Source organism: Intrasporangium sp. (assembly GCF_040414665.1).
In the GTDB taxonomy this organism is placed as follows: Bacteria; Actinomycetota; Actinomycetes; order Actinomycetales; family Dermatophilaceae; genus Intrasporangium.
Genome location: NZ_JBEDUL010000064.1, coordinates 174,002 through 197,033, shown reverse-complemented (window position 1 = coordinate 197,033; position 23,032 = coordinate 174,002). Strand labels below are relative to the sequence as shown.

The following is a 23,032-nucleotide window of genomic DNA, read 5'->3' as shown; positions in this document are numbered from 1 at the left end:
ATCCCTAACTAAGACTAGACGAAGTCCGCCGGGTCGCCTGCCCCCACACGCGTGATCTCCGGGTAGCCGTCGGAGAAGTCCACCACGGTCGTCGGCTCCAGACCGGCCTCCCCGGAGTCGATCACGGCGTCGATGACATGGTCCAGACGATCCTTGATCTGCCAGCCGTCCGTCATCGGCTCCTCGTCGCCGGGGAGCAGCAGCGTGCTCGAGAGGATCGGCTCACCGAGGGCGCGCAGCAGCTCTCGGACGACGGGGTGGTTCGGGATGCGCACCCCGACCGTCCGCTTCTTCGGATGGAGCAGCCGACGCGGCACCTGCCTCGTCGCCGGCAGGATGAACGTGTACGCCCCCGGGGTGTGCGCCTTGACCGCCCGGAAGACGGCGTTGTCGAGCTGGGCGAACTGCCCGAGCTGGGTGAAGTCGGCGCACACGAGCGTGAAGTGATGGCGCTCGTCGAGGCCCCGGATCCGCAGGATCCGGTCCTTCCCCTCCGGGTTGTCGAGCGAGCATCCCAGGGCGAAGCACGAGTCGGTCGGGTATGCGATCAGCCCACCATCGCGCAGGATCTGCACCGCTTGGGCGATGGCCCGCGGCTGCGGGTCGACCGGGTGCACGTCGAAGTACTTCGCCATGACGCAACCCTGCCATGTCGACCGACCTTTGCGGCCGAGCTTCGAGCTGGGCTCACCTGGCGACGGCATCCGCGCCCCCATCCGACGGCCCCGCGCTTCACAGGGCCAGGCCCGCGCCCGGCACCCACAGGGCGCACGGCTTGGTGGAGCCGGCCCTCACGGAGCCACAGGGCGGCAGGTCCTTCGGCGGCGCCAGATCATCGACGGCGCCGTAGCGGCTCCAGAGCGCGATGCTGGGACGCCAGAGATCCGTGACGACAGCACAGTCGCAGCTGGCCCCTTGGGCGGCAAGGCGCTTCGTCAGGCTCACGGCACGCGGTGCGCGGGCGAGTCGGTAGTGCTCGGCCCAGCCGAGCGAGTCACTGCAGCGGGCCGCTCCCACCATCCGATGGACAAAGCACGCCAGACACTCACCGGGGCGGGGCAGGACCCCAGTGTCGGGATCGATCGAGGTGCCCGTGAAGATGTGGATGACGTTGGACATGGTCCTCCCTTCCCGGCCAGCCTCTGTGGTGCAGCGTGCTGGCGCCACGGGCCGAGCTGGTCCTGTGGACGTCCTCAGTCGGACGGCGGGGATGTGGACACACCGATCACGCCCCAGAGCCGGCCCGGCGCCGCACCACCATCGCCCGGCCAGCGACCCCTGCAAGCAGGATGACGCCACCTGCGACGAGTGCCTCGACCGGCACCGTGAACGCCAGCACGCCACAACCCACGAGACCGATCACCTGCAGGCCGCGCGGGTAGATCCGGTCAGGCCCGGTCTGGGTGAACGCTGCGGCGTTCGCGATGGCGTAGTAGACGAGCACCCCGAACGACGAGAAGCCGATGACCCCGCGCAGGTCGGCGACGAGCACGAGTAGCGAGACGACGACAGCGAGTGCGGCCTCGGCGACGTGGGGCACGGCATAGCGCTCGTGGACCCGCGCCAGGCCACTGGGCAGGTCGCCCTCCCGCGCCATGGCGAGCGCCGTTCGTCCCACCCCGGCGACGAGCGAGAGGAGGGCGCCCAGGGCGGCGACGGCGGCGGCCACGACAACGACGGGAGCGAGCCATGCGGCATACGGCGTCTTCTCGGCAGCGTCGCGCAGGGGCGCCTCGGCAGCGGCAAGGGCGGGTGCACCGAGTCGGTCGAGCAGGATCCACCCGGTGGCGGCGTACAACGGCACGACCACGGCGAAGGCGATGATGATGGCCCGCGGAATGGTCCGGCGCGGGCTCGAGACCTCCTCCCCCATCGTTGCGATCCGCGCGTACCCGGCGAACGCGAAGAAGAGCAGGGCCGCGCCCTCGGCGACTCCCGTCCAGCCGACCGGGGACCCGAGGCTGACCGGCGCTGGCGGCGCCCCCGACGCGACCGCGACGAGCGTCACGACGAGAAGGATGAGGACGACGGTCACGAGCAGCCGCGCGAGGCGCGCCGTGCGGGTCACGCCGTGGTAGTTGACGGTTGCGAGGGCGATCACGGCAGCGATCGCAACAGGGCGCTGCCAGTCGCCCGGGACGACGTAGGCGGCGAAGGTCATCGCCATGGCGGCGCAGCTGGCGGTCTTGCCGATGACGAAGCCCCAGCCCGCGATGAACCCCCACCACGGGCCCAGCCTCTCCCGGCCGTAGACGTAGGTGCCTCCGGACGTCGGATACTGCGCGGCGAGCTGCGCGGACGACGTCGCGTTGCAGAACGCCACGACGGCTGCCACGCCCAGTGCGAGGAGCAGCAACGCCCCTGCGGCAGCGGCCGCAGGGGCGAAGGCGGTGAACAGACCCGCGCCGACCATGGAGCCGACGCCGATGTGCACCGCATCGGCCGTGGTCAGCCGGCGGGCGAGACCGCGATGGGAGGACACGCCCGCAGTGTGTCAGGTCGACCTGGACAGCAGGTGGCGCGTCAGCTGCGGGAGGCGTCCGAAAGGAGCGACTCGAACGGCGTGACGTCCTCGAAGGGGTCGACAGGTCGTGGGGCGGGCGCCCCTGCGACGATCCGCGCGAAATCCGCACCCGCTCGCTCGATCCGGGAACTGAGATGCCCTGCGTCGACACTCCCCCAGTCCTCCGACGCCGCGAAGACGGCAACCGGCGCGACGAGGGCGCCGAGGTAGGCGAACAACGGCCGAAGCGCGTGGTCGATCGCCAGCGAGTGGCGGGCCGTACCGCCGGTGGCGCCGACCAGCACGGGCTTGCCCCGCAACGACTCCGCCGGAAGGACGTCCATGAGCATCTTGAACAGCCCGCTGTAGGAGGCGCTGTAGATCGGTGTCGACACGATGAGCGCGTCCGCCCCGACGATGGCGTCGAGGCGCTCCTGCAGCGCGGGAGACGCGAAGCCGGTGAGCACGTTGTTGGTCAGGTCGTGGGCGATGTCGCGCACCTCGATGACCTCGACCTCGACATCGCCCCCGGGAACTGAGCGGACAACGGCCTCGGTGAGCCGGTCCGCCAGCAAGCGCGTCGAGGACGGCTCGGTGACGCCGGCGGTGATGACGGTGAGGCGGGTGGTCATCTGATCGCTCCCTGGGTGGCGGGGGTGCGGGACTCGTCCGGCGAGGCACCCGTGACGTCGTCGGCGGCCGCGTAGACGGTCCCGTCGTGCGCCCCGCCTGCTGCCGCGACGAGGGACGCGTGGGTCGGCGCGTCCGGCACGTGGGCCGGCTTGAGGGCGGCGAACTCCTTGCGCAGCACCGGGACGACCTCCTCGCCGAGGATGTCGAGCTGCTCGAGTACCGTCTTCAGCGGCAGTCCGGCGTGGTCGATGAGCCACAGCTGGCGCTGGTAGTCGCCGGCGTAGTCGCGGTAGCCCAGCGTGGCCTCGATGACCTGCTGGGGGCTGCCGACGAGGAGCGGCGTCTGCGCCATGAAGTCCTCGAGCGACGGGCCGTGGCCGTAGACCGGCGCGTTGTCGAAGTACGGGCGGAACTCGCGGATGGCGTCCTGGGAGTTGCCCCGCATGAAGACCTGCCCGCCGAGGCCGACGATCGCCTGGTCCGCGGACCCGTGACCGTAGTGCTCGAAGCGGCGGCGGTAGAGCTGGACCATCTGCCTCGTGTGGCTGGCCGGCCAGAAGATGTGGTTCGAGAAGAACCCGTCGCCGTAGTACGCCGCCTGCTCGGCGATCTCCGGGCTGCGGATCGAGCCGTGCCACACGAAGGGCGGCACGCCCTCGAGCGGGCGCGGGGTCGACGTGAAGCCCTGGAGCGGCGTGCGGTACTTGCCCTGCCAGTTGACGACGTCCTCACGCCACAGCCGATGGAGCAGGGCGTAGTTCTCGATGGCGAGCGGGATGCCGTCGCGGATGTCCTTGCCGAACCACGGGTAGACCGGCCCGGTGTTCCCGCGGCCCATCATGAGGTCGATGCGCCCGTCGGCCAGGTGCTGGAGGTAGGCGTAGTCCTCGGCGAGCCGCACCGGGTCGTTGGTCGTGATGAGGGTCGTCGAGGTCGTCAGGACGATGCGCTCGGTCACGGCCGCCAGGTGCGCGAGCAGCACGGTCGGGTTGGCGGGCGCCACGAAGGGTGGGTTGTGGTGCTCACCCGTGGAGAAGACGTCGAGGCCCACCTCCTCGGCCTTCTTGGCGATCTCGATGGTCGCCTTGATCCGCTCGTGCTCGGTCGGTGTGCGACCGGTCGTGGCGTCGGGCGTGACGTCCCCCACGGTGAAGATCCCGAACTGCATGTGTCCCAGCTCCTAGTTAATTGACGATTCAAGCACATTAACATCGGTCCCCCGCTGCACATTCCCGATCCTTCCCGACCCCCTCGGAAGGGCCGTGCGATCCTGACCGGGTGACCCCAGAGATCTCCCCGAAAGACCGCTTCATCACGGTCTACGGCCGCAACCCCGTGCACGAGGTCCTGCTCGATCCCGACCTGCACGTGGACAAGGTCGTCATCGCGGAAGGGGCCCGGGGAGCCGGGCTGACCGAGATCAGGAAGGCTGCTGGCCGACGCGGCATCGGCGTCCAGTCCGCGTCCGCGGAGCGAGTCAAGAAGCTCTCCGGAAACGGCCGGCAGGACCAGGGTGTCTTCGCCGACGTCGTCGCCCCGCGGATGCTCCCGCTCCCCGTCGCGCTCGACCACGCCGACCTTCGGACCGTTCTCGTCCTCGACGGCATCACCACACCCGCGAACGTCGGGATGATCCTGCGCACCGCCACGGCCGCCGGTGTCGACGGCATCGTCGTGCCGCGGCGGGGTGTCGCCTCCCTCGACCCGCTCGTCGTCAAGGCCTCGGCCGGAGTCGCCTTCCGAGCTCCGATCCTCAAGGCCTTCACCGCCGCGGAGGCTGTCTCGGCTCTCAGGGAGCACGGGTTCCACGTCGTCGGACTCGATGCCGAGGGCGAGGACGACCTGTTCACCGCCCACCTGCCGGAGCCGACCGCCTTCGTCCTGGGCAGCGAGACCTCCGGCCACGGCCCGGAGGTCACCGGCCTCGTCGACACATGGGTGTCGATCCCCATGGCGGGCGGCGTCGAGTCGCTCAACGTCGCGGCGGCCGCCGCGGTGGTGTGCTTCGAGCTGGTGCGGCGGGCCCGGGCCTGACCGCCGCCCCACCGGATCACCCCTCCGTCGCACGGACCGTCCCGCCGCCGACCTCGGTGACCCGCCCGCCGACGAAGACGGTGCCGTGGTCGTCGACGGTCAGCTCCAACCGTGACGGTCTCGCCACCTGGTCGCCCTGCGAGATGGTGATGGCCTCGCCGCGCCGTCCGGTCACGGCGAGCCAGCTCCCGAGGTTTGCGGCCGCCGATCCGGTTGCCGGGTCCTCCTCGAGGACGGTGCCGCTCACCGCGAAGAACCGCGCCGAGACCGTCGACTGCCCGGTACGGGCCCACACGTAGACCTGGGGCTCTCGGCCCGGTACGGACAGGTGCTCGCGCAGGCCGCTCGGGTCCGGCCGGCATGCGTGCACCGCATCCGCGTCGACGAGTTCCACGAGGACCTGCTCGACGCCGGAGTCGACCCTGTGCGCGCCGTCGGAGGCGACCGCCCGGGACCCGAGCCCGAGCACTTCGGCGATGTCCGACACCGTCGCCGGGTGTGACCGAGCGCTCGCCGAGTTGGCGCGCAAACGCCAGCCCTCGCCCACCCGGCGCACCGGAATGCGTCCCGCCGGCAGGGACAGCGCCACCTCGTCGATGCCACCGGCCGACGCCGCCACGACGTGTGCTGTCCCGAGGGTCGGGTGGCCGGCGAACGGCATCTCGTAGGACGCGGTGAAGACCCGCACGTCCGCCTCGGCCACGCCAGCCGATCCAGCGTGCATCGCCGTCACGAAGGTGGTCTCGCTGAGGTTGAACTGCCTCGCCCACGCCTGCATCTGCCGATCCGTGAGCGCGGCGGCGTCCTCGAAGACGCAGAGCGGGTTGCCCGAGAACGGATCGCCATCGATGGAGAAGACATTGAGCAGTGCGAATCGCAGGTCCATGAGGAGAGTCTGCCGGGCACTACATTGGCCGCATGGCCAAGCCAGACGGTGTCGTGCCCGGAAGCATCTACCTGTTCCGCCACGGCGAGACGGAGTGGTCGCTGAGTGGACAGCACACCGGCACGACGGACCTGCCGCTGCTGCCCGAGGGCGAGGAGGCAGCCCGCGAGCTCCGGGAGATCCTCCAGCACAGGACGTTCGAGCGCGTCCTCTCATCACCTCTGCAGCGGGCCAGACGCACCGCGGAGCTGGCCGGGCTGACGGATATCGAGACCGAGCCGCTCCTGCGGGAATGGGACTACGGGGCCTACGAGGGCGTCACGACGGCGGACATCTCGGCGCGGCTCGGCCGACCGTGGGAGGTGTTCGTCGACGGGGTCGTCCCCGGGGACACCCCCGGCGAGACGCTCGAGGAGGTCGCCGCCCGGGCCCAGCAGCTCATCGACGTGGTCTGGCCGAGCCTCGAGCGGGGCGACGTCGCGCTCTTCGGGCACGGGCACGCCCTGCGGGTCCTGACGGCGGTCTGGCTGGGCCCCAACCCCCGCCTCGGGCAACACCTCATCCTCGACCCCGGCTCGATGAGCATCCTGACCCACCACCGCTCGACCCGCTGCATCGGCACCTACAACCTGTCTCCGTGGCGGCTGCTCCGGAACTCCACCACGCGCTGAGCCGGCGGTGGCCGACCGACCGAGCTCAGCGGCATACGGCATCGGCGTTGACACCAGCGCGGGCACGGTTCTGCACACTCCTGCGGGACTCAGCCTTCCCTCGGTAGCTCCCACGTGTGGACCGGCTGGTTGGCGTGCATGCCCTCCATGTACTTCGCCAGCATCTCGCGCAACGCGGCGTCCCGGGTGAGCCCTCGGGACTCGAGCCGCGCCACGCACTCCGCCTGCCACCAGGCGCCGTTCATGCCCGTCAGGCAGCGCTGCTCGATGACGGACAGGTAGCGGTCTCGCACCGCCTGCGACACACCCCAGCGCTCGAGCCCCTCGTGCGCCATCGGCAGCAGCCGACGCAGCACCAGCTCGGTTGCCGGCACCTCCCCCAGTCCGGGCCAGTAGGTCCGGGCGTCGATGCCGAGGCGCGCCCCTTCCTCGAAGTTGGCCTCCGCCGCGGAGAAGCTCATCCGGGTCCACACGGGCCGGTCCTCCGAGTCGAGGACGCGCATGGTCCCGTAGTAGAAGGCGGCGTTGGCCAGGACATCGACGATGCTCGGGCCCGCGGGCAGGACGCGGTTCTCGACCCGCAGGTGCGGCCGGCCGCGGACGATGTCGTAGATGGGCCGGTTCCAGCGGTAGACGGTCCCGTTGTGCAGGCGCAGCTCCTTCAGCTGCGGGATGTCACCGCTCTCGAAGACGTCCTCCGGCTCCTCCTCCGAGATCTCGGGCAGCAGGGCCGGGAAGTACCGGACGTTCTCCTCGAAGAGGTCGAAGATCGAGGTGATCCACCGCTCGCCGAACCAGACACGCGGCCGGACCCCCTGGTTGCGGAGCTCGACGGAGCGGGTGTCGGTCGACTGGGTGAACAACGGGATCCGGGTCTCCGCCCACAGCCGCTGGCCGAGGAAGAAGGGAGAGTTCGCGCCAACGGCCAGCTGCGGACCGGCGAGGACCTGGGCGGCGTTCCAGTGGTCGGCGAAGCGCTCGGGCTCCACCTGCAGGTGCAGCTGCATCGACGTGCACGCCGACTCGGGGGCGAGCGAGTCGGAGTACCGCGCGATGCGCTCCCCCGTAGGACCCTCGAGCTCGAGCCAGACGTCCTCACCGCGGGCATCGAGGACCGCGATGTTGAGCGCCTCGTAGCGGATGTTCTCGCTGATCCAGTCGCCCTCGAAGTGCTCCGGCATGACCGTGGGCAGGATGCCGATGGCGACGATGCCGGTGTTCAGCTCGGCGGCTCGCTCCGAGGCATGGTTGAGCGACGCACGCAGGTCCTGCTCGAGCTCGAGGGCGGCGTCACCGGGCAACGGCCGCGGACGGACGTTGAGCTCGATGTTGAAGCGCGCCAGCTCGGTCTGGTAGTCCGGGTCGGCGATCTGCTCGAGGATCGACTTGTTGTCGAGCTTTGGACCGAGGTCGCCGTTGACGAGGTTGAGCTCGATCTCCAGCCCTGTCATGGGCCGGTCGAACTCGAACTGGCTGTGGCCGAGCATCCGCTCGAACACGTCCAGGTCGCGGCGCACCTTCTCGCGGTAGCGCTGCCGCTGCTCTCGGGTGTACCTCGCCTGTTCGACTTCGGCTCCCACGAGACCGAGACAACCACACAAGCAGCCTCGGCGCGAGGTTTTGGGGCCGGTGTCGCCGCCTCTCGGCCCTCAGTCCTCGAATGCCTCGGGCGGCGGGCACGAGCAGACGAGGTGCCGGTCGCCGTAGGCGCCGTCGATGCGCCCCACGGGGGGCCAGTACTTGTCCGCCGCCTCGACGCCCACCGGGAAGGCCGCACCGGTGCGCTCGTACTCGTGCACCCAGTCCCCGCTCGCGATGGCGTGGGCGGTGTGGGGTGCGTTGCGCAGCATGCTCTCGGCCAGGGGGACGTCGCCCTTGTGGATCGCCTCGATCTCGTCCCGGATCGCGATCATCGCGTCGCAGAACCGGTCCAGCTCGTGCTTGTCCTCGGACTCCGTCGGCTCCACCATGAGGGTGCCCGCCACGGGGAAGCTCATCGTGGGCGCGTGGAACCCGTAGTCGATGAGGCGCTTGGCGATGTCGTCGACCGTCACGCCGGTGTCCGCGGTGATCCTCCGGACGTCGAGGATGCACTCGTGCGCCACGAGGTCGTCACGCCCGGAGTAGAGCACCGGGTAGTGCTCACGCAGCCGCGCGGCGATGTAGTTCGCGTTGAGCACGGCCAGCTGGGTCGCGTGGCGCAGGCCCTCACCGCCCATGAGCCGGATGTACGCCCACGAGATCGGCAGGATGCTGGCGGAGCCGTAGGGGGCCGCGCTCACCGGCCCGACGCCTGTCTCCGGCCCAGCCTCCCGAGCGAGGGGGTGGTTGGGCAGGTGCGGTGCCAGGTGCGCGCGCACGGCCACCGGGCCGACGCCGGGACCGCCGCCGCCGTGCGGGATGCAGAAGGTCTTGTGCAGGTTGAGGTGCGACACGTCCGCCCCGAACGTGCCCGGCTGGGCCAGCCCGACGAGCGCGTTGAGGTTGGCGCCGTCCACGTAGACCTGGCCACCGGCGTCATGGACGAGCTCGCACAGCTCGGTGATGGTGTCCTCGTAGACGCCGTGCGTCGACGGGTAGGTCACCATGATGGCGGCGAGGTCGTCGCGGTGCTGGTCGACCTTGGCGCGCAGGTCCGCCAGGTCGACCGTGCCGTCCCCGGCCGTCTTGACGACGACGACCTTGAGCCCGGCCATGACTGCCGACGCGGCGTTGGTGCCGTGGGCACTGGCGGGGATGAGACAGATCCGGCGGTGCCCCTCACCGCGGGCCTGGTGGTAGGCGTGGATGGCGAGCAGCCCGGAGAACTCCCCCTGCGACCCGGCGTTGGGCTGGAGCGACACCGCGTCGTAACCGGTGATCTCGCACAGCCAGGTGGCCAGCTCGTCGATGAGCTGGCGGATGCCCTCGGTCTGGGCCGCCGGCGCAAAGGGGTGCAGGTTGGCGAACTCCGGCCAGCTGACGGACTCCATCTCCGTGGTGGCGTTGAGCTTCATGGTGCACGAGCCGAGCGGGATCATCCCCCGGTCGAGCGCGAAGTCCCGGTCGGCGAGACGGCGCAGATAGCGCAGCATGGCCGTCTCGGAGCGGTGGGCATGGAAGACGGGATGCGTCAGGAACTCCGACGTCCGGGCGAGGTGCGTGGGCAGGTCCAGCTCGGCGCTGACAGCTCTGGTGACGTCTTCTTCCCCGGTGGGCGGGGCGTCCAGGCCGAACCCCTGGAGGACGGCGGCCACCGTGCGCGCAGTCGTCGTCTCGTCGAGACTCAGCGAGACGCGGTCCGCGTCGACGCGGTTGAGGTTGATGCCATGGTCGACCAACTCCTTGACGACCTGGTCGGCCCGGCCGGGCACCGAGATCGTCAGGGTGTCGAAGCAGATCTCCGTGGTGACGTCGACGCCGCCGGCCACCAAGGCTTCTCGCAGGCCCACGGTGAGAGAGCGAATCCGCTGGGCGATCCGCGTCAGGCCGTCGGGGCCATGCCACACCGCGTACATCGACGCCATGACGGCGAGGAGCACCTGTGCGGTGCAGATGTTCGAGGTGGCCTTCTCGCGCCGGATGTGCTGCTCGCGGGTCTGGAGCGCCAGACGGTAGGCAGGCGCGCCGTGTGAGTCGACCGAGACGCCGACGAGCCGGCCCGGCAGCTGCCGCTCGAGGCCCTTGTGAACCGACATGTAGCCCGCGTGCGGGCCACCGAAGCCCATCGGAACCCCGAGCCGCTGGGCGCTCCCGACGGCGATGTCGGCACCCCACTCACCCGGAGCGGTGAAGAGCGTCAGCGCGAGCAGGTCGGCGCACGCGGTGACGAGGGCACCCGCCCCGTGGGCGGCCTCGGTGAGGGCGCGCCAGTCCCTCACCTCGCCCGACGCGTCGGGATACTGCACGACAACGCCGACGACCCGGGCGCCGTCCGCAGCGGCGACGAGCTCCTCGGGCGTACGCACTTCACTGAGGTCCGTGACGACGAGCGGAAGGCCGGTGGCCGAGGCTCGCGTCTGCATGACGGCGATGGTCTGTGGGAAGACGGAGCGGTCGACGACGACGGCGCCCTCGGTGGCGCGGCTCGCCCGGTGCATGAGGGACATCGCCTCGGCGGCCGCGGTGGCCTCGTCGAGCAGTGAGGACCCGGCGATCTCCAGCCCGGTCAGGTCGCTGACGGCGGTCTGGAAGTTCAGCAGCGCCTCCAGTCGTCCCTGGGAGATCTCCGGCTGGTACGGCGTGTAGGCGGTGTACCACGCTGGGTTCTCGAAGACGTTGCGCCGCACAACCGGTGGCGTGATGGTGCCGTAGTAGCCGAGCCCGATGAGCGAGGTGAGGACGCGGTTGCGTGATGCGAGGGCTCGCAGCTCCTCGATGACGGCTGACTCGCTCTCGGCGGCCTCGATGTCCAGCGACTCGGTCGACCGGATGGCCCCCGGGATGGCCCGGTCGCACATGGCCTCCAGGCTCGGCTGGCCCACGACGCGCAGCATCTGCTCGACGTCGTTGGCGTCGGGTCCGACGTGCCTGCCCACGAAGTCGGCAAGGGTGGGCGTCAGCGTGGCTTGGGACTGGGACGACATCGGGGCTCCTCACGGATGAGCGGACGAACACGCTCCCCGACTGTCGGCGTCCGGCACCGTCGCCGAACCTCCTCCAGAGTGCCTCGCCACATGGTTCGGGTGCCTGAGAGGTTCCGGGGATGTTGCCCCTTCGGCGCCTCGTCGACGGGGGCGTCACGCACCCTTACGTCGACCGAGGACTCTCCCATGTGGGTCGCACGGCGGGGCCAAATCTACCAGCCGTGGCGTTGGCCACTCGCCCACGTCAAGCGGTGAGTCCGGCACTCAGGCCAGGTGGCGAGCCTCGCGGCGGGCGGTCAGCTCGTCGTCGGGGTGGGCGGCCGCCTGATCGTCGTCGGCACGCTCGCTCGGCAGCTGCGCCAGCTCGCCCTCCACCTCGCGCCAGACCCGCCCGACGGCGATGCCGAAGACGCCCTGGCCGCCCTGAACGAGATCGATGACCTCGTCAGCCGACGTGCATTCGTACACCGAGGCCCCGTCACTCATCAACGTGATCTGGGCGAGGTCGTCCACACCGCGCCCACGCAGGTAGTCGATGGCGACTCGGATCTGCTGGAGGGAGACGCCGGTGTCGAGCAGGCGCTTGACCACCTTGAGGACCAGGATGTCGCGGAAGCCGTAGAGCCGCTGAGTGCCCGAGCCGGTCGCGCTTCGCACGGACGGCTCGACGAGTCCGGTGCGGGCCCAGTAGTCGAGCTGCCGGTACGTGATCCCGGCCGCACGACAGGCGGTGGGCCCGCGGTAGCCGACATCGTCGGCCAGATCCGGCAGGTCGTCGGTGAAGAGCATTCCCTGCGAGGGGCCCGGGACACGACCGCCGTCAGGTGCAGCGTCCTCGATGGCAGCCATGGGAGGTCCTCCTCGTCAGACGGCTATGGGTGTCGCGTGGACGACACCGGGGTAACTACAGTCGCGTTGTTCACTTCGACGGTAGATCCCGGGGGGAGGACCGTCAATCACCGGCTCGTGGACCAGGGCCGTGTCGCGCCGCCGGCCTGCCCGGTCAGGCATCCTTCGGTGGGCCGGGTTCTCCGGGCTGCTCGAAGTCCTCGGCGGAGACGTGGTCGAGGAACTCCTTGAACCGCTCAACCTCGTCGTCCTCGTCCGAGGAGACCACGATGGCCGCCTCGTCGAGGATGCTCGGCTCGACGAGCACCTTCGAGCCGGTACGCAACGCCAGGGCGATGGCGTCCGACGCACGCGAGCTGATCTCGGTCTTGCCGTCGATGACGAGGGCCGCATGGAAGACGGAGTCCCGCAGCGCCACGATCCGCACCTCGGTCAACTCGTGCCCGAGAGCGGCCAGGATGTCGCGCATGAGGTCATGGGTCAGCGGTCGCGGCGGGACCACCCCCTGCTGTGCGTACGTGATCGCGGCGGCCTCCGGGGCACCGATCCAGATGGGCAGGTAGCGGCCGCCTTCCCGCTCCCGGAGGAGCACGATCGGCTGGTTCGTCGGCATCTCCACCCGGACACCCAGGACATCGACCTCGCGCACGTCTCCACCGTACCCCGCGTGGGGCCGGGGAGCTGCCAGCTGGGCCAGCGGGCTCAGCGCGCCAGGCCGGTTCGCACCAGTGCGGTGTGCAAAGCGATACAGGCAGAAAGGATCTCGGCGGTGCGCTCGTCGCGGGATCCGTTGCCGCGCCGGGTCGCCAACACCTGGTCGACGAGCCCGATCTCGCGGTCCGCGGCGTTCCGAAAGGGGCGCAGATGGCGGGGCTCGAGGCCATGCTCGGCGAGTCGTTTCGCGGCCACCGCGATCTCGACGGCCTCCGCGGCGAAGTGGCCCGTCGCGTCGGCACGGAGCAGTCCGAAGCTCTCGAGCGCGGAGAAGAGCGGCTTGTCGATGCCGCTGGCCTGGCGCAGCTCAGGGCCGGTGAGCCGCGCGCGTCCTCGGGGCTGCAGGGCGGTGGCGCGCACCCGCTCGGGATCCGCTGGGAGGTCCGCTGTGGGGGCTGGCACTGGATCCGACGTGCGGGTCGAGGGAGGTGGACGCCCGGAGTCAGCAGCGCGGACGGGCAGACCACGGTCGAGGGCCTCGAGAGCCTCTCTGATGACCTTGAGCGGCCAGTAGCGGTCCCGTTGCGCGGTCAGGATGTACCGCAGGCGCTCGACATCCTCGGCGCGGAACAGGCGATAGCCGGCCGGGGTCCGCTCGGGGGTCACGAGGCCCTGGGCCTCGAGGAAGCGCACCTTGGACGACGTGACGTCGGGGAAATCGTCACGCAGTTGCTCCAGCACGTGGCCGATGGTCAGGCCGCCTCGCATCCCGGGCCGGTCAGGGTGACCCGCAGTCATCGAGGCGGTGTGTCAGGCCGCGTAGTAGACAAGCCGAAACTTGCCGATCTGCACCTCATCCCCGGTGTGGAGGTGCGCCTCCTCGATCCGCTCGCGGTTGACGTAGGTGCCGTTCAGCGAGCCCGCGTCACGGACGACGTAGCCTTGGTCGCCGCCGATGAAGACAGCGTGCTTCCGCGAGACCGTGACGTCATCGAGGAAGATGTCCGAGTCCGGGTGACGCCCGGTCGACACCTCGAGGTCGTCGAGGAGGAACCGCGCTCCGGTGTTGGGTCCACGGAGCACGATGAGCAGGGCCGTGCCCGGCCGCAACGCCTCGATCGTCGCCTGGTCCTCCGCACTGAGGCCACGGATGTCGGGTGTCTCCGCGTGCTCGGCCCCCGGGGCGGGCACGCCCTGGAACCGCATCGTGCGGGGTTCGACCGTGTAGTCCTCCTGGTCGGGCTGGTCGCTCGACATGCGGTCCTCCTGCTGCGGATCTGTCTCGGGTTTCTCCACTCTAGTTCACCCGGCAGCCCCGACGACGCGCGCGGGCGCGCCGAAAAGGGCTCGGTGCCGCCTCAGGTGAGCGTGGCGACGTAGCCTGCCGAGTCGAGCAGGCCGTCCAGGGCAGCGCGGTCCTCGATGCGCAGCTCGAACATCCAGCCCTCGCCATACGGATCGGAGTTGACCAGCTCGGGGGTGCCGTCGAGAGTGTCGTTCACGGCCGTCACCTCGCCGGCCAGGGGCGCGTAGATGTCACTGACGGACTTCGTCGACTCGACCTCACCGCAGGCGTCACCCGCAGCCACGGCGTCGCCGACTGCCGGCAGGGAGACGTAGACCACGTCGCCGAGCGCGTCCTGGGCGAACGACGTGATGCCGACACGGACGACGTTGTCCTCGTCAGCCTCGCGGATCCACTCGTGATCGCTCGTGTAGCGCAGGTCGGACGGATAGTCGAGGTCACTCATGGTCGCTCCTGTCAGAACGGGTGGGTTGGGGTGCTCGAGATCTGCAGCGCGACGCAGGAAAGGCCGCTCCGCCAAACGGTCGAGTCGAATCTACCGGCGGCCGAGCCGCGTTGGGGGCGCGAGTCCCCCACAGCCTTGCGGCTGATGTCTCGCGCCCTCCCGCAGCCGCTTCACTTGCCGGGCTCGGCGTGTGTCAGCGGTGCCGGAGTGTGGGTGGAGGTGATCTCGATCGACCTCGACTCGTTCACTGAGGCGTTGGCCCCCTTCTGACGAATCGTCTCGACGATCCCACCCGGAATGGTCATGGCGGACGCCAACGTGTTGGAGTCGCCGATCGCCTTGACGAGGATGGGTCGGCTGAGGGGCTTGCCGTCGACCGACAGGTCGCCGTTGTTGTCCCCGACGTATGAGGAGGCGACGACGCGTACTCCCCCGACGTCGATCGACTCGGCGCCTGCGTCGCGCAGCTCCTGGACCAGGTCGAGGACCACCGGACCACTCACCTGCTTGCTCGGGTCGCTGATCGACACCGTGATGCCGGGCCCCTCCGCGGGCAGCGTGCCCGCCAGGATCCCGAGCGTGTCGGCGCGGCGCTGGGCCTGCTGTAGGGCCTCGGCGGCGCTGTCGGTGCCGCTGAGCAGCTTCTCGCGCCGCGACTCCAGCTCCCGGAGCTGGGCGTCCAGCCGACTGGAACGGGCTGAGATGTCGTCGAGGAGGCGGATCAGGTCCGACTGGCTGAGCTCGGTGAGACCGCGCTCGTTGGTCAGCTGGACCTGGGTGGCGATGCCCACGCCGAGCGCGATGGCGAGCAGTGCACCGAGGACGTTGGCCTTCGTCGTCCGGGGTCTGCTCATGCGAAACAGGCGCCGCCACGCCGCCTTGCCCTCGACGTGTCCCGAGGGGACGCCCTCGCGACCCACCGCCAGGTCGGCAGGCGTCACGGCTTCAGGGCCGTATGCCGCTGTGCTGGCTTCCACGACATGGGCGGCCGGGCGCTGTGGCTCGGGTGGCGCGACGACAGCTGCCGCCGTGTCGACCGGATCGGCGCCGGCCGGATCGAGAGCCGCCTCTCCGGTGGGCTCCTCGGGAGCCGGGGCCTCGTCCTGCTCCGGGCTGGGTTCCGGTGTCTCGGGCTCATCCGGACGGACGGCCTCCGGGCCGGTTTCCTCCGGGTCCACCGGCGCCCCACCCTCCTCCGAAGGGGAGGGTTGCGTCGCGGGCGTCTCGGTGGGCTGCTCGGTGGGCGTCTCGGCCGGTGTCTCGGTGACGGTCTCGGCCGGCGTCTCGGGCGCCGCAGGCTGCACCTCCGGTGCAACGGCCTCGGCATCGACCGCTTGCGTGGCGGCCTCCGCGGGCGCTCCCTGAGGCTTCTTGAAACGCTGGGACTTGCCTCCCTTGCGGCGCGCCATGTCAGGCCTTGAAGAGATGACGCCGGATCGATGCGACGTTGGAGAAGATCCGGACGCCGAGCACGACGACGACCCCGGTGGACAGCTGCGCGCCCACTCCGAGCTGGTCGCCGAGGAAGACGATGAAGGCGGCGACGACGACGTTCGACAGGAACGAGACGACGAAGACCTTGTCGTTGAAGATCCCGTCGAGCACGGCACGGACGGCACCGAAGACGGCGTCCAGGGCCGCGATGACGGCGATCGGGAGGTACGGCTGAAGCCACACGGGCACGGCTGGGTCGAGCAACAGGCCGATCGTCAGCCCCACCAGGAGCCCGAGGGCTGGAATCACGAAGCGCTCCTCTGTGTGTCGTCGTGCGCGGTCATCGGCGCGCTCCGAAGGACCGGGCCGGCTCGGTCGTCCCGGGGGTGACGGTACCGGGGTCAGTCGTGGTTTCGCTCGATTCGCGCTCGGTCGCGGTGGTCGCCTTCCCGGTTGGCGAGCTCGTGACCGTGGCGGAGCCGCCCGTCAACGGTTTCGCAGCGGTCAGCCGCGTCACGGAGTCGCCCGGAACGGTCAGGCGATCGCCGGCCGACAGGTCCGAGGAGATCCCGAACTGGTCATGCAGCTGAGCGAGGTAGACGCCGGCGAATGAGGGCTCGAACAGTTGCTGCATGCGTGCCGCATCACCGAGCACGGTGATGACGTACGGCGGCGTGATGGGGCGGAAGTCGACGATGATGGCCTGACCGGCGAAACGGATCGCAGCGGTGGAGGTGAGCCGGTGACCGTTGATCGCGATCGCCTCCGCGCCGACGCCCCACAGGCCGTTGACGACGATCTGGAGGTCGCTGGACGTGACCCGCCCCGAGTCGAACCCGCTGCTCGGTCGGTCGCCGGGATTGGGGTCTCGCCCCGCCGACGGCGCATCGTCCAGCGTCACCGTCAGGCCGGGACCGGTCAGCGGGACGACGCCTGCCGCGATCTCGAGGCCGCGAATGGTGTCGGTCAAGTTGTCGGCACCGGCCTGGCGGAGCGCCAGTGCATCCAGATCCCCGACCTCCTTGCGCAGCGAGGCGATCCGGGACTCCTGCTGCTGGCTGTCGGCCTGGACGCCCTCGATCCGGGAAACGAGCTCAGCCTTGACGGAGGCCGCAGCGGTCGGGCGGGGGCGCAGTGCCTGGGCACCGACGGCGAAGAGGAACCCCGTGAGCACCATCATGATGATGACGACCGCGGTGCGCGTCGGCGTGGCAGGCGGGAGGCCGGCTGCCACCCGGCGATCGGCCGCCTCCTGGTAGCCGGCGTCCAGCGGCCGCTCGAGCATCGAGGTCAGGAGCGTCATCGACTCATCAGGGCGGCGCTGCCCGGGGCCGGTCGTCATCCCGCCTCCAACCGCGCCCGCGCAAGGACGAACCTCGCCTGCAGTGCGTAAAGGACCACCGCGAGCCAGTAGAGGGCGACGCCCCACCAGGCGAATCCCCAGCCGATGGGCTTGGCGAGGTCGCCGACCCAATCCGTCCGGTTGGCGAGCAGGAGGAGCGGGAAGGCGTAGAGCAGGTTGAAGGTGGCGGCTTTGCCGACGAAATGCACGGGCAGGCCGATCTGCCCACGCATCCGCAGGTGCAGCAGCATGGCGGCCATCGTCAGCTCGCGCAGGATGAGCACGGCGACGAGCCAGATCGGGATGATGTCGCGCCACGCCAGACCGACGAGGGTGGTCAGGATGTAGAGCCGGTCCGCGATCGGGTCCAGCAGCTGGCCGAACCGCGACTCCATGTGGAACGTGCGGGCGATCTTGCCGTCGGCGTAGTCCGTGAGGCCGCTCAGCATGAGGATCACCAGGGCCCAGCCGTCCTCCTTTGCCACGATGGCCCAGAGGAAGAGCGGCACGCCGACCAGCCGCAGGATGGACAGGACGTTGGGTAGCGTAAGGAGGCGGCCGGACACCTCGCCCGGGCGCCGCTCTGACACGACCTCGCCATCCACGTGTCAGAGCCTAACCGTCGGTCCGGCTCGGCAACCCCTCCGGGGAGGCACGGCCCCAGGACACCGCCCGGCAGAGTCGTGGCACACTCTCCTCCATGCCCGGCGGACACCTCCACTCCCAAGGACATTCGCACAGTCATTCGCATCGAGGTGGTTCCCAGGTCGAGGTCGGCTCGCTGGCCAAGGCCGCGCTCTCCATCTTCCTCATCCTCGCCGCCGTGGCCACCCTGTTCGGCCTCATCCGCTACTGGCCATCAGACGACTCGGCCGTGGACCGCGTGGCGTCGTCCGAGTTCGCCGCACCCGGTGTCACCTTCCCCATCGCCACCGTCTCGGAGGTGCTGCCCCCATGCGCCGGCGCCGACAGCCAGGTCGGGGCACCTCCGATGGAGAACCAGGGGGGCGACACTGCCCTGGACTCGGCAACCTGCGGCGCCATCCGCGTCCTGCTCGAGCCCGAGACCGGTGACTGGAACGACGAGCTGACCGTCACCATCTCTGTGCCGAGGCCGGTCTCGACGTCGGGTCTGCAGGCCGGGGACAAGGTCCAGCTGCTCAAGATCCCCGCCCAGGGCTCCGAGCCCACCGCCTACTCCTTCCTCCAGGTGCAGCGCGGCGCGCCCCTCGCACTGCTCCTTGCGTTGTTCATCCTCGTCGTGGCCCTCGTCGCCCGGCTGCGCGGCGTCCTCGCGCTCGTCGGGCTCGGCTTCGGCGGGCTCGTCGTCATCACGTTCATGCTCCCGGCGCTCCTCGAGGGACAGCCCGGGATCCGGGTGGCGCTCATCGGGTCCTCGGCGATCATGTTCGTCGTCCTGTACCTCGCGCACGGGCTGTCGACCCGGACGAGTACGGCCCTCGCGGGGACGCTCTTCGGCGTCGGCATCACCGCCTTCCTGGGCGTCCTCGCGGTCCACCTCGCGCGGCTGAGTGGCGTCGCGGACGACGAAGGCGCGACCCTGGCCGCTTTCAACGAGACGATGCGTCCTCGCGACCTGCTGACCGCAGCGATCATCATCGCCGGACTCGGCGTCCTGAACGACGTGACCATCACCCAGTCGTCCGCGGTGTGGGAGCTGCGCGCGGCGGCACCTCACCTGTCGCGACGAGCGCTGTTCCGATCCGGGATGCGGATCGGTCGAGACCACATCGCCTCCTCCATCTACACCATCGTGTTCGCGTACGCCGGGGCCGCGCTTCCGGTGCTCCTGTTGCTGTTTCTCTACGAGCGTCCCGTCCTCGACCTCCTGCAGGCGGAAGCGATGTCGGAGGAGATCGTGCGGACCCTGGCCAGCGCCATCGGGCTCGTCCTCGCGGTCCCGGCGACCACGGCCATCGCTGCCCTCACCGTGGGTCGGTCCCGCGAGCCGGAGATCCTGCCGACGGAGATCATCGACCCAGACGTCCTCCCAGAACGTCAACCTGACGACACCGTGCTCACTCGTCCCCAGCCCTCAGGGACTGCCCGTCCGGGGACCGGCGTCCTGGAGCACCGGCGCCGCGGGCCCAGCGCAGCGGACCTCCAGCGGGCGGCAGGCAGCCATCGCACCCCGAGCTCGCGCGGGGAAGCCCGCTCTCGCAGGCGCTGATTCAGGACGGTTGAGAGCCCGCCCCGCTGGAAGCATCGCGTCCAGCGGGGCGGGCTCAGCGGCATACGGCCATGGCGCCTGGCACCACGGGACTGGTCACACGTTGTGCTGGTGCGGCCGGGAAGTGCCGCCCTCGCCGGCGTCTGGGCGGTCGGTGTCGTCGACGCCCAGGCGATCCCGGTCGTAGCCATCGGTGTCAGGGTCGGCCGCGGTGACGCGATGGTCCGCAGGGCGTCCGTCGTCGGTGCGCCCGTCGTCGGTGCGTCGATCGTCGGTACGTCCGTCGACATCCCCGTCGAATGAGCCGTCACCACTGGTGCGGTTGCCGTGCTCGTCGATGCGGTATCCCTCGTCATCGGTGCGGACGTCCGGGTCCCTGAGATCGGCCGCGCGCATCTGCTCGTCTCGCTCTCGTCGCACGGACTCGGCGTCGCTGGTCCGGCTCGCGGCTTCTGCCGCCAGCCGATCGGACTCCAGCTGCTGTCGCTGCGCCTCTGCCTTCGCCAGATCCGACCGGGCCTGCGCCTCGGTGGCGCTGGCCTCGCGCTCGCGGAGCTGACGCTCGCGCTCGGTGGCGCTCTCGCGGATCTCCTCGGCCTTCGCCCGCTCCGCTTCGGTCCGCCGCGCGCCAGAGCGCGACAGTGCGAAGGCGACGAGGCCGCCGATCACGATGATCGCCACGATGATCCAGACGATCGTGCTGCCTTCCATGGAGTCCTCCTGACTCGCTGGGACGAGCGACTCCTGGTCGCTCTGTCTGTCGCATACCCGGATTCGTGCGTGCAGAACGGACGGACGGCCAGCCCCCGCGACCTTGACGAACGTGGCCCCTGCACAGACGCTCGTTGCGTCAGGTGTGGGAGGGAGGACCGGTGCGTGACCTGCCGACCGGGACGCTGTCGATGCTCTTCTCGGACATCGAGGGCTCCACCTTGCTGCTCACGCGCCTGGGCCCGGACTACACCGACGCACTGGATCGGCACCGTCAGGTGCTCCGCTCCGCCTGGGCGGCCGGCGCGGGGACGGAGATCGGCACCGAGGGAGACAGCTTCTTCGTCGTGTTTCCCACGGCCGACGGCGCCGTCCGGGCAGCAGTGCTGGCCCAGCGCGGGCTCGAGTCCCAGGCTTGGCCCGGGGGCGAGCGGATCCGCGTGCGCATCGGCATCCACACCGGGACGCCGCAGCTGCACGAGGGTGACTACGTGGGGATCGACGTGCACCGGGCTGCACGCGTGGCTGCCGCCGCTCATGGCGGCCAGGTCGTGCTCACGTCGGCGACCGCCGAGCTTGCCGGCGCACTTCTGCCCGAGGACGTGTGGCTGAAGGACCTCGGGGCCCACCACCTCAAGGACCTGCCGGGACCCGAACGCGTGTTCCAGCTGGCCATCAAGGGCCTCCAGGAGGACTTCCCCGCCCTCAGGTCTCTCGGGGCGTCGTCCACCCTGCCGACCCCGACGACTCCACTGGTGGGGCGTGAACCGGCCGTCTCAGAGCTGTCCCGCCTCATCCACCCGCCCGACGTTCGTCTGGCCACCCTGACCGGGCCAGGAGGGACGGGCAAGACCCGGCTGGCCATCGAGGTTGCCTCAAAGATCGCAGCGTCCTTCCCGGACGGTGTCTACTTCGTCCCGCTGGCCGCGGTGGGAACCGCGGACGTGATGTGGACGTCGATCGCCGACGTACTCGCCCTCCCCCGCGGTGCGCGATCGCCGCAACGCCTGCTCGAGCAGCTGGCTCACGGAGCGGCCCTTGTCGTGTTGGACAACGTCGAGCAGCTCCACGGGGCCGGCGACGTCGTCACCCAGCTGCTCCAGTCCGCACCGCGCACCGCCGTCCTCACGACCTCACGACGACCGCTCGGCGTGCCCGGCGAGCACCTCTATCCCGTCCCACCACTGCCGCTGCCCGTGCGGTCGACCGTGTCGAGCGCGGTGACGTCACCGGCCGTCGAGCTGTTCGTTCAGCACGCTCGCAGTGTGCGGCCCGACTTCCGTCTGACGGCGGACAACGTGGCCGACGTCGTGGCCATCTGCCGGCATCTCGACGGGCTGCCCCTGGCGATCGAGCTGTCGGCCGCCCGGATCCGCCTGCTCAGTCCCCCGGCGCTGCTGCGCCGGATCGACCAGAGCCTTGACGTGGCGGCGCGGAGCACCCAGGCGCCGAGCAGACAGCGAACCCTGCGGAACACGATCGGGTGGTCGTATGACCTCTTGTCCGCCCAGCACCAGGCGTTCTTCCGTCGCCTGGGCGTCTTCGCGGGTGGCGCGGACCTCGATGCCGTGGCGGCCGTCTCGGGAGACGTCTCGGCGAGCTCCTCCGACCCGCTGGAGCTCGTGGCCGAGCTGGTCGATGCGAGCCTCGTGCTGATGTCGGAAGGGCCGGGCGGTGAGCCTCGCATCAGCCTGCTCGAGACGATCCGTTCCTTCGCCCGCGGCCAGCTGCGGGAGGCGGACGAGCTCGACGTCGTCCACTCGGTCCATGCCCGCTACTACCTGCAGGTCGCCGAAAGGCTGCAACAGCTGCGTGCTGTCGACCATCTGCTCGCCCTGCAGCAAGCTGAGGCCGAGCTCGACAACTTCCGCGAGGCCCTGGCCTGGTCACTGCGCCCCGATGGGGATCGAGGCCGCGAGGGTGCCGCCGACGCCGCGATCGACCTGCGCCTGTCCTCCTCTCTCGGCTGGCTGTGGTACACGGGTGGATACGTCCTCGAGGGAATCCGTTGGCTCGAACAGGCCCTCGACCGCCCCGGCCGGGCGCCGTCCGGCCAGCTCGCTGAGGGCCTCGCGCTGTATGCCAACCTGCTGATCACCCGCGGCGCCCTCCAGCGAGCCGGGGAGCTCGCCCTCGAGAGCCTCGCCACGGCACGCGTCGTTGCCGACGAGAAGCGGGAGGCGTACGCCATGGCCGTGCTCGGGACGGCCCAGCTCCACCAAGGCGACGTCCACGCCGCGCGTCAGACCTTCGAGGACGCCCTCGTGCTCCATCGTCGGATCGGCGACCCGGACCGTCTCAATCGCGCGTTGGGCAACCTGGCTGGGGTCGAGGAGGAGCTCGGCAACTTTGCCCGCGCCGAGGAGCTGACCCACGAGGCGCTCGAGATCGTCCGGGAGGCCGGAGACGCACACGAGGTCGCGGTCCAGAGCCAGAACCTGGCTCACCTGCTCGCCGTGAGCGGCCGCGCCGAGGAGGCCGCCGAGATCGCCAAGTCGCTCGTCGACTCGGTCCTGGCGCTGCACAGCCCCAACCTGACGATGGCCTTCGCGAACACGTACATGAACATTGTTCTCAGGCTCCGCGACGCCAGCCGTGCTGCGCAGCTGCTCGGGGCGGAGCAGGCCATGCGGGTGCGGCTGTCGCTGCCCAACCCGCACGAGGACGAGGAGCTGGCAGAGGCGTGGGCGATGGCGCAGGACGTGATTTCTGCCGAGGACTGGGAGCGCGAGATCCAGAGGGGACGCGAGACCGACGTGGAGGCGCTGCTTGCCCGTCTGGGCGCCGGCTGACCGCGACCCTCATCCG

22 protein-coding genes and 1 riboswitch are annotated in these 23,032 nt (G+C 70.2%); of the genes, 4 read left to right on the top strand and 18 right to left on the bottom strand.

From position 1 onward, the window contains the following. Window positions 1–14: 14 nt before the first annotated feature. The 5 genes from ABF401_RS07880 to ABF401_RS07860 form a co-directional block, all read right to left on the bottom strand. Window positions 15–635 (bottom strand): L-threonylcarbamoyladenylate synthase, encoded by a 621-nt coding sequence (locus ABF401_RS07880; protein ID WP_353508982.1) that lies wholly within the window; start codon window positions 633–635, stop codon window positions 15–17. A gap of 97 nt (window positions 636–732) precedes the next feature. Further along, window positions 733–1,119 carry a DUF2695 domain-containing protein gene (locus ABF401_RS07875; RefSeq protein ID WP_353508981.1) on the bottom strand — a complete coding sequence of 129 codons (387 nt, stop codon included), beginning with the start codon at window positions 1,117–1,119 and terminating at the stop codon, window positions 733–735. 106 nt (window positions 1,120–1,225) lie between these two features. After that, the gene (locus ABF401_RS07870) at window positions 1,226–2,482 is read right to left on the bottom strand and encodes an APC family permease (protein WP_353508980.1); all 1,257 of its coding nucleotides are present in this window, start codon (window positions 2,480–2,482) and stop codon (window positions 1,226–1,228) included. Between the two features lie 41 nt (window positions 2,483–2,523). Then, on the bottom strand, window positions 2,524–3,135 hold the full coding sequence (locus ABF401_RS07865) for an FMN reductase (RefSeq protein WP_353508979.1): 612 nt from the start codon (window positions 3,133–3,135) through the stop codon (window positions 2,524–2,526). After that, window positions 3,132–4,304 (bottom strand): LLM class flavin-dependent oxidoreductase, encoded by a 1,173-nt coding sequence (locus ABF401_RS07860; protein ID WP_353508978.1) that lies wholly within the window; start codon window positions 4,302–4,304, stop codon window positions 3,132–3,134. The genes ABF401_RS07865 and ABF401_RS07860 overlap by 4 nt, the downstream gene beginning before the upstream one ends. A 110-nt stretch (window positions 4,305–4,414) precedes the next feature. Here ABF401_RS07860 and ABF401_RS07855 point away from each other — a divergent pair, with 110 nt between their 5' ends. Then, a complete protein-coding gene (locus ABF401_RS07855) occupies window positions 4,415–5,170 on the top strand; it encodes a TrmH family RNA methyltransferase (protein ID WP_353508977.1) in 756 nt (251 codons plus the stop codon). A gap of 16 nt (window positions 5,171–5,186) precedes the next feature. On the opposite strand, the gene ABF401_RS07850 is transcribed toward ABF401_RS07855, so the two are convergent. After that, window positions 5,187–6,056 carry a PhzF family phenazine biosynthesis protein gene (locus tag ABF401_RS07850; RefSeq protein WP_353508976.1) on the bottom strand — a complete coding sequence of 290 codons (870 nt, stop codon included), beginning with the start codon at window positions 6,054–6,056 and terminating at the stop codon, window positions 5,187–5,189. Between the two features lie 32 nt (window positions 6,057–6,088). On the opposite strand from ABF401_RS07850, the gene ABF401_RS07845 reads away from it, so the two are divergent. Next, complete coding sequence (locus ABF401_RS07845) at window positions 6,089–6,727, top strand: histidine phosphatase family protein (protein WP_353508975.1); 639 nt, start codon at window positions 6,089–6,091, stop codon at window positions 6,725–6,727. Window positions 6,728–6,816: 89 nt separating this feature from the next. Here ABF401_RS07845 and ABF401_RS07840 read toward each other — a convergent pair whose 3' ends face one another. The 11 genes from ABF401_RS07840 to clsA form a co-directional block, all read right to left on the bottom strand. Beyond that, window positions 6,817–8,307, bottom strand: coding sequence for a glutamate-cysteine ligase family protein (locus tag ABF401_RS07840; protein WP_353508974.1), 1,491 nt, complete (start codon window positions 8,305–8,307; stop codon window positions 6,817–6,819). Between the two features lie 69 nt (window positions 8,308–8,376). Continuing rightward, the gene (gene gcvP / locus ABF401_RS07835; protein WP_353508973.1) at window positions 8,377–11,292 is read right to left on the bottom strand and encodes an aminomethyl-transferring glycine dehydrogenase; all 2,916 of its coding nucleotides are present in this window, start codon (window positions 11,290–11,292) and stop codon (window positions 8,377–8,379) included. 81 nt (window positions 11,293–11,373) lie between these two features. Further along, window positions 11,374–11,489, bottom strand: a riboswitch (glycine riboswitch). Window positions 11,490–11,556: 67 nt separating this feature from the next. Further along, the gene (locus tag ABF401_RS07830) at window positions 11,557–12,141 is read right to left on the bottom strand and encodes a MerR family transcriptional regulator (protein ID WP_353508972.1); all 585 of its coding nucleotides are present in this window, start codon (window positions 12,139–12,141) and stop codon (window positions 11,557–11,559) included. A gap of 154 nt (window positions 12,142–12,295) precedes the next feature. Next, window positions 12,296–12,790 (bottom strand): bifunctional nuclease family protein, encoded by a 495-nt coding sequence (locus ABF401_RS07825; RefSeq protein ID WP_353508971.1) that lies wholly within the window; start codon window positions 12,788–12,790, stop codon window positions 12,296–12,298. Between the two features lie 53 nt (window positions 12,791–12,843). Beyond that, a complete protein-coding gene (gene ftsR, locus ABF401_RS07820; RefSeq protein ID WP_353508970.1) occupies window positions 12,844–13,593 on the bottom strand; it encodes a transcriptional regulator FtsR in 750 nt (249 codons plus the stop codon). A 12-nt stretch (window positions 13,594–13,605) separates the two neighbouring features. Continuing rightward, entirely contained in the window at window positions 13,606–14,052 is a 447-nt protein-coding gene (locus tag ABF401_RS07815) for an FHA domain-containing protein (protein ID WP_353508969.1), read from the bottom strand. A 101-nt stretch (window positions 14,053–14,153) separates the two neighbouring features. Beyond that, entirely contained in the window at window positions 14,154–14,546 is a 393-nt protein-coding gene (gcvH, locus tag ABF401_RS07810; protein WP_353508968.1) for a glycine cleavage system protein GcvH, read from the bottom strand. A gap of 170 nt (window positions 14,547–14,716) precedes the next feature. After that, entirely contained in the window at window positions 14,717–15,955 is a 1,239-nt protein-coding gene (locus ABF401_RS07805) for a DUF881 domain-containing protein (RefSeq protein ID WP_353508967.1), read from the bottom strand. A gap of 1 nt (window position 15,956) precedes the next feature. Beyond that, window positions 15,957–16,289, bottom strand: a complete 333-nt coding sequence (locus ABF401_RS07800; protein WP_324144329.1) for a small basic family protein — start codon at window positions 16,287–16,289, stop codon at window positions 15,957–15,959. A 31-nt stretch (window positions 16,290–16,320) separates the two neighbouring features. Further along, window positions 16,321–17,322, bottom strand: coding sequence for a DUF881 domain-containing protein (locus ABF401_RS07795; protein WP_353508966.1), 1,002 nt, complete (start codon window positions 17,320–17,322; stop codon window positions 16,321–16,323). Then, complete coding sequence (clsA, locus tag ABF401_RS07790) at window positions 17,319–17,927, bottom strand: cardiolipin synthase ClsA (RefSeq protein ID WP_353508965.1); 609 nt, start codon at window positions 17,925–17,927, stop codon at window positions 17,319–17,321. The genes ABF401_RS07795 and clsA overlap by 4 nt, the downstream gene beginning before the upstream one ends. 95 nt (window positions 17,928–18,022) lie before the next feature. Between clsA and ABF401_RS07785 the strand changes: the two genes are divergently transcribed. After that, a complete protein-coding gene (locus ABF401_RS07785; protein WP_353508964.1) occupies window positions 18,023–19,513 on the top strand; it encodes a YibE/F family protein in 1,491 nt (496 codons plus the stop codon). Between the two features lie 96 nt (window positions 19,514–19,609). Here ABF401_RS07785 and ABF401_RS07780 read toward each other — a convergent pair whose 3' ends face one another. Beyond that, a complete protein-coding gene (locus tag ABF401_RS07780) occupies window positions 19,610–20,224 on the bottom strand; it encodes a hypothetical protein (protein ID WP_353508963.1) in 615 nt (204 codons plus the stop codon). Window positions 20,225–20,385: 161 nt separating this feature from the next. On the opposite strand from ABF401_RS07780, the gene ABF401_RS07775 reads away from it, so the two are divergent. After that, window positions 20,386–23,016, top strand: a complete 2,631-nt coding sequence (locus tag ABF401_RS07775; protein WP_353508962.1) for an ATP-binding protein — start codon at window positions 20,386–20,388, stop codon at window positions 23,014–23,016. Window positions 23,017–23,032 lie beyond the last annotated feature (16 nt).

Excerpts from the sequence above, each read along its gene's own strand:
- ABF401_RS07830 (WP_353508972.1), bottom strand. The coding sequence starts at position 12,141 with ATGGCTGCCATCGAGGACGCTGCACCTGACGGCGGTCGTGTCCCGGGC.
- ABF401_RS07780 (WP_353508963.1), bottom strand. The coding sequence starts at position 20,224 with ATGGAAGGCAGCACGATCGTCTGGATCATCGTGGCGATCATCGTGATC.
- gcvH (WP_353508968.1), bottom strand. The coding sequence starts at position 14,546 with ATGAGTGACCTCGACTATCCGTCCGACCTGCGCTACACGAGCGATCAC.
- ABF401_RS07850 (WP_353508976.1), bottom strand. The coding sequence starts at position 6,056 with ATGGACCTGCGATTCGCACTGCTCAATGTCTTCTCCATCGATGGCGAT.
- ABF401_RS07880 (WP_353508982.1), bottom strand. The coding sequence starts at position 635 with ATGGCGAAGTACTTCGACGTGCACCCGGTCGACCCGCAGCCGCGGGCC.
- ABF401_RS07815 (WP_353508969.1), bottom strand. The coding sequence starts at position 14,052 with ATGTCGAGCGACCAGCCCGACCAGGAGGACTACACGGTCGAACCCCGC.
- ABF401_RS07860 (WP_353508978.1), bottom strand. The coding sequence starts at position 4,304 with ATGCAGTTCGGGATCTTCACCGTGGGGGACGTCACGCCCGACGCCACG.
- ABF401_RS07785 (WP_353508964.1), top strand. The coding sequence starts at position 18,023 with ATGCCCGGCGGACACCTCCACTCCCAAGGACATTCGCACAGTCATTCG.
- ABF401_RS07795 (WP_353508966.1), bottom strand. The coding sequence starts at position 17,322 with ATGACGACCGGCCCCGGGCAGCGCCGCCCTGATGAGTCGATGACGCTC.
- ftsR (WP_353508970.1), bottom strand. The coding sequence starts at position 13,593 with ATGACTGCGGGTCACCCTGACCGGCCCGGGATGCGAGGCGGCCTGACC.
- ABF401_RS07845 (WP_353508975.1), top strand. The coding sequence starts at position 6,089 with ATGGCCAAGCCAGACGGTGTCGTGCCCGGAAGCATCTACCTGTTCCGC.
- ABF401_RS07865 (WP_353508979.1), bottom strand. The coding sequence starts at position 3,135 with ATGACCACCCGCCTCACCGTCATCACCGCCGGCGTCACCGAGCCGTCC.
- ABF401_RS07805 (WP_353508967.1), bottom strand. The coding sequence starts at position 15,955 with ATGGCGCGCCGCAAGGGAGGCAAGTCCCAGCGTTTCAAGAAGCCTCAG.
- ABF401_RS07875 (WP_353508981.1), bottom strand. The coding sequence starts at position 1,119 with ATGTCCAACGTCATCCACATCTTCACGGGCACCTCGATCGATCCCGAC.
- gcvP (WP_353508973.1), bottom strand. The coding sequence starts at position 11,292 with ATGTCGTCCCAGTCCCAAGCCACGCTGACGCCCACCCTTGCCGACTTC.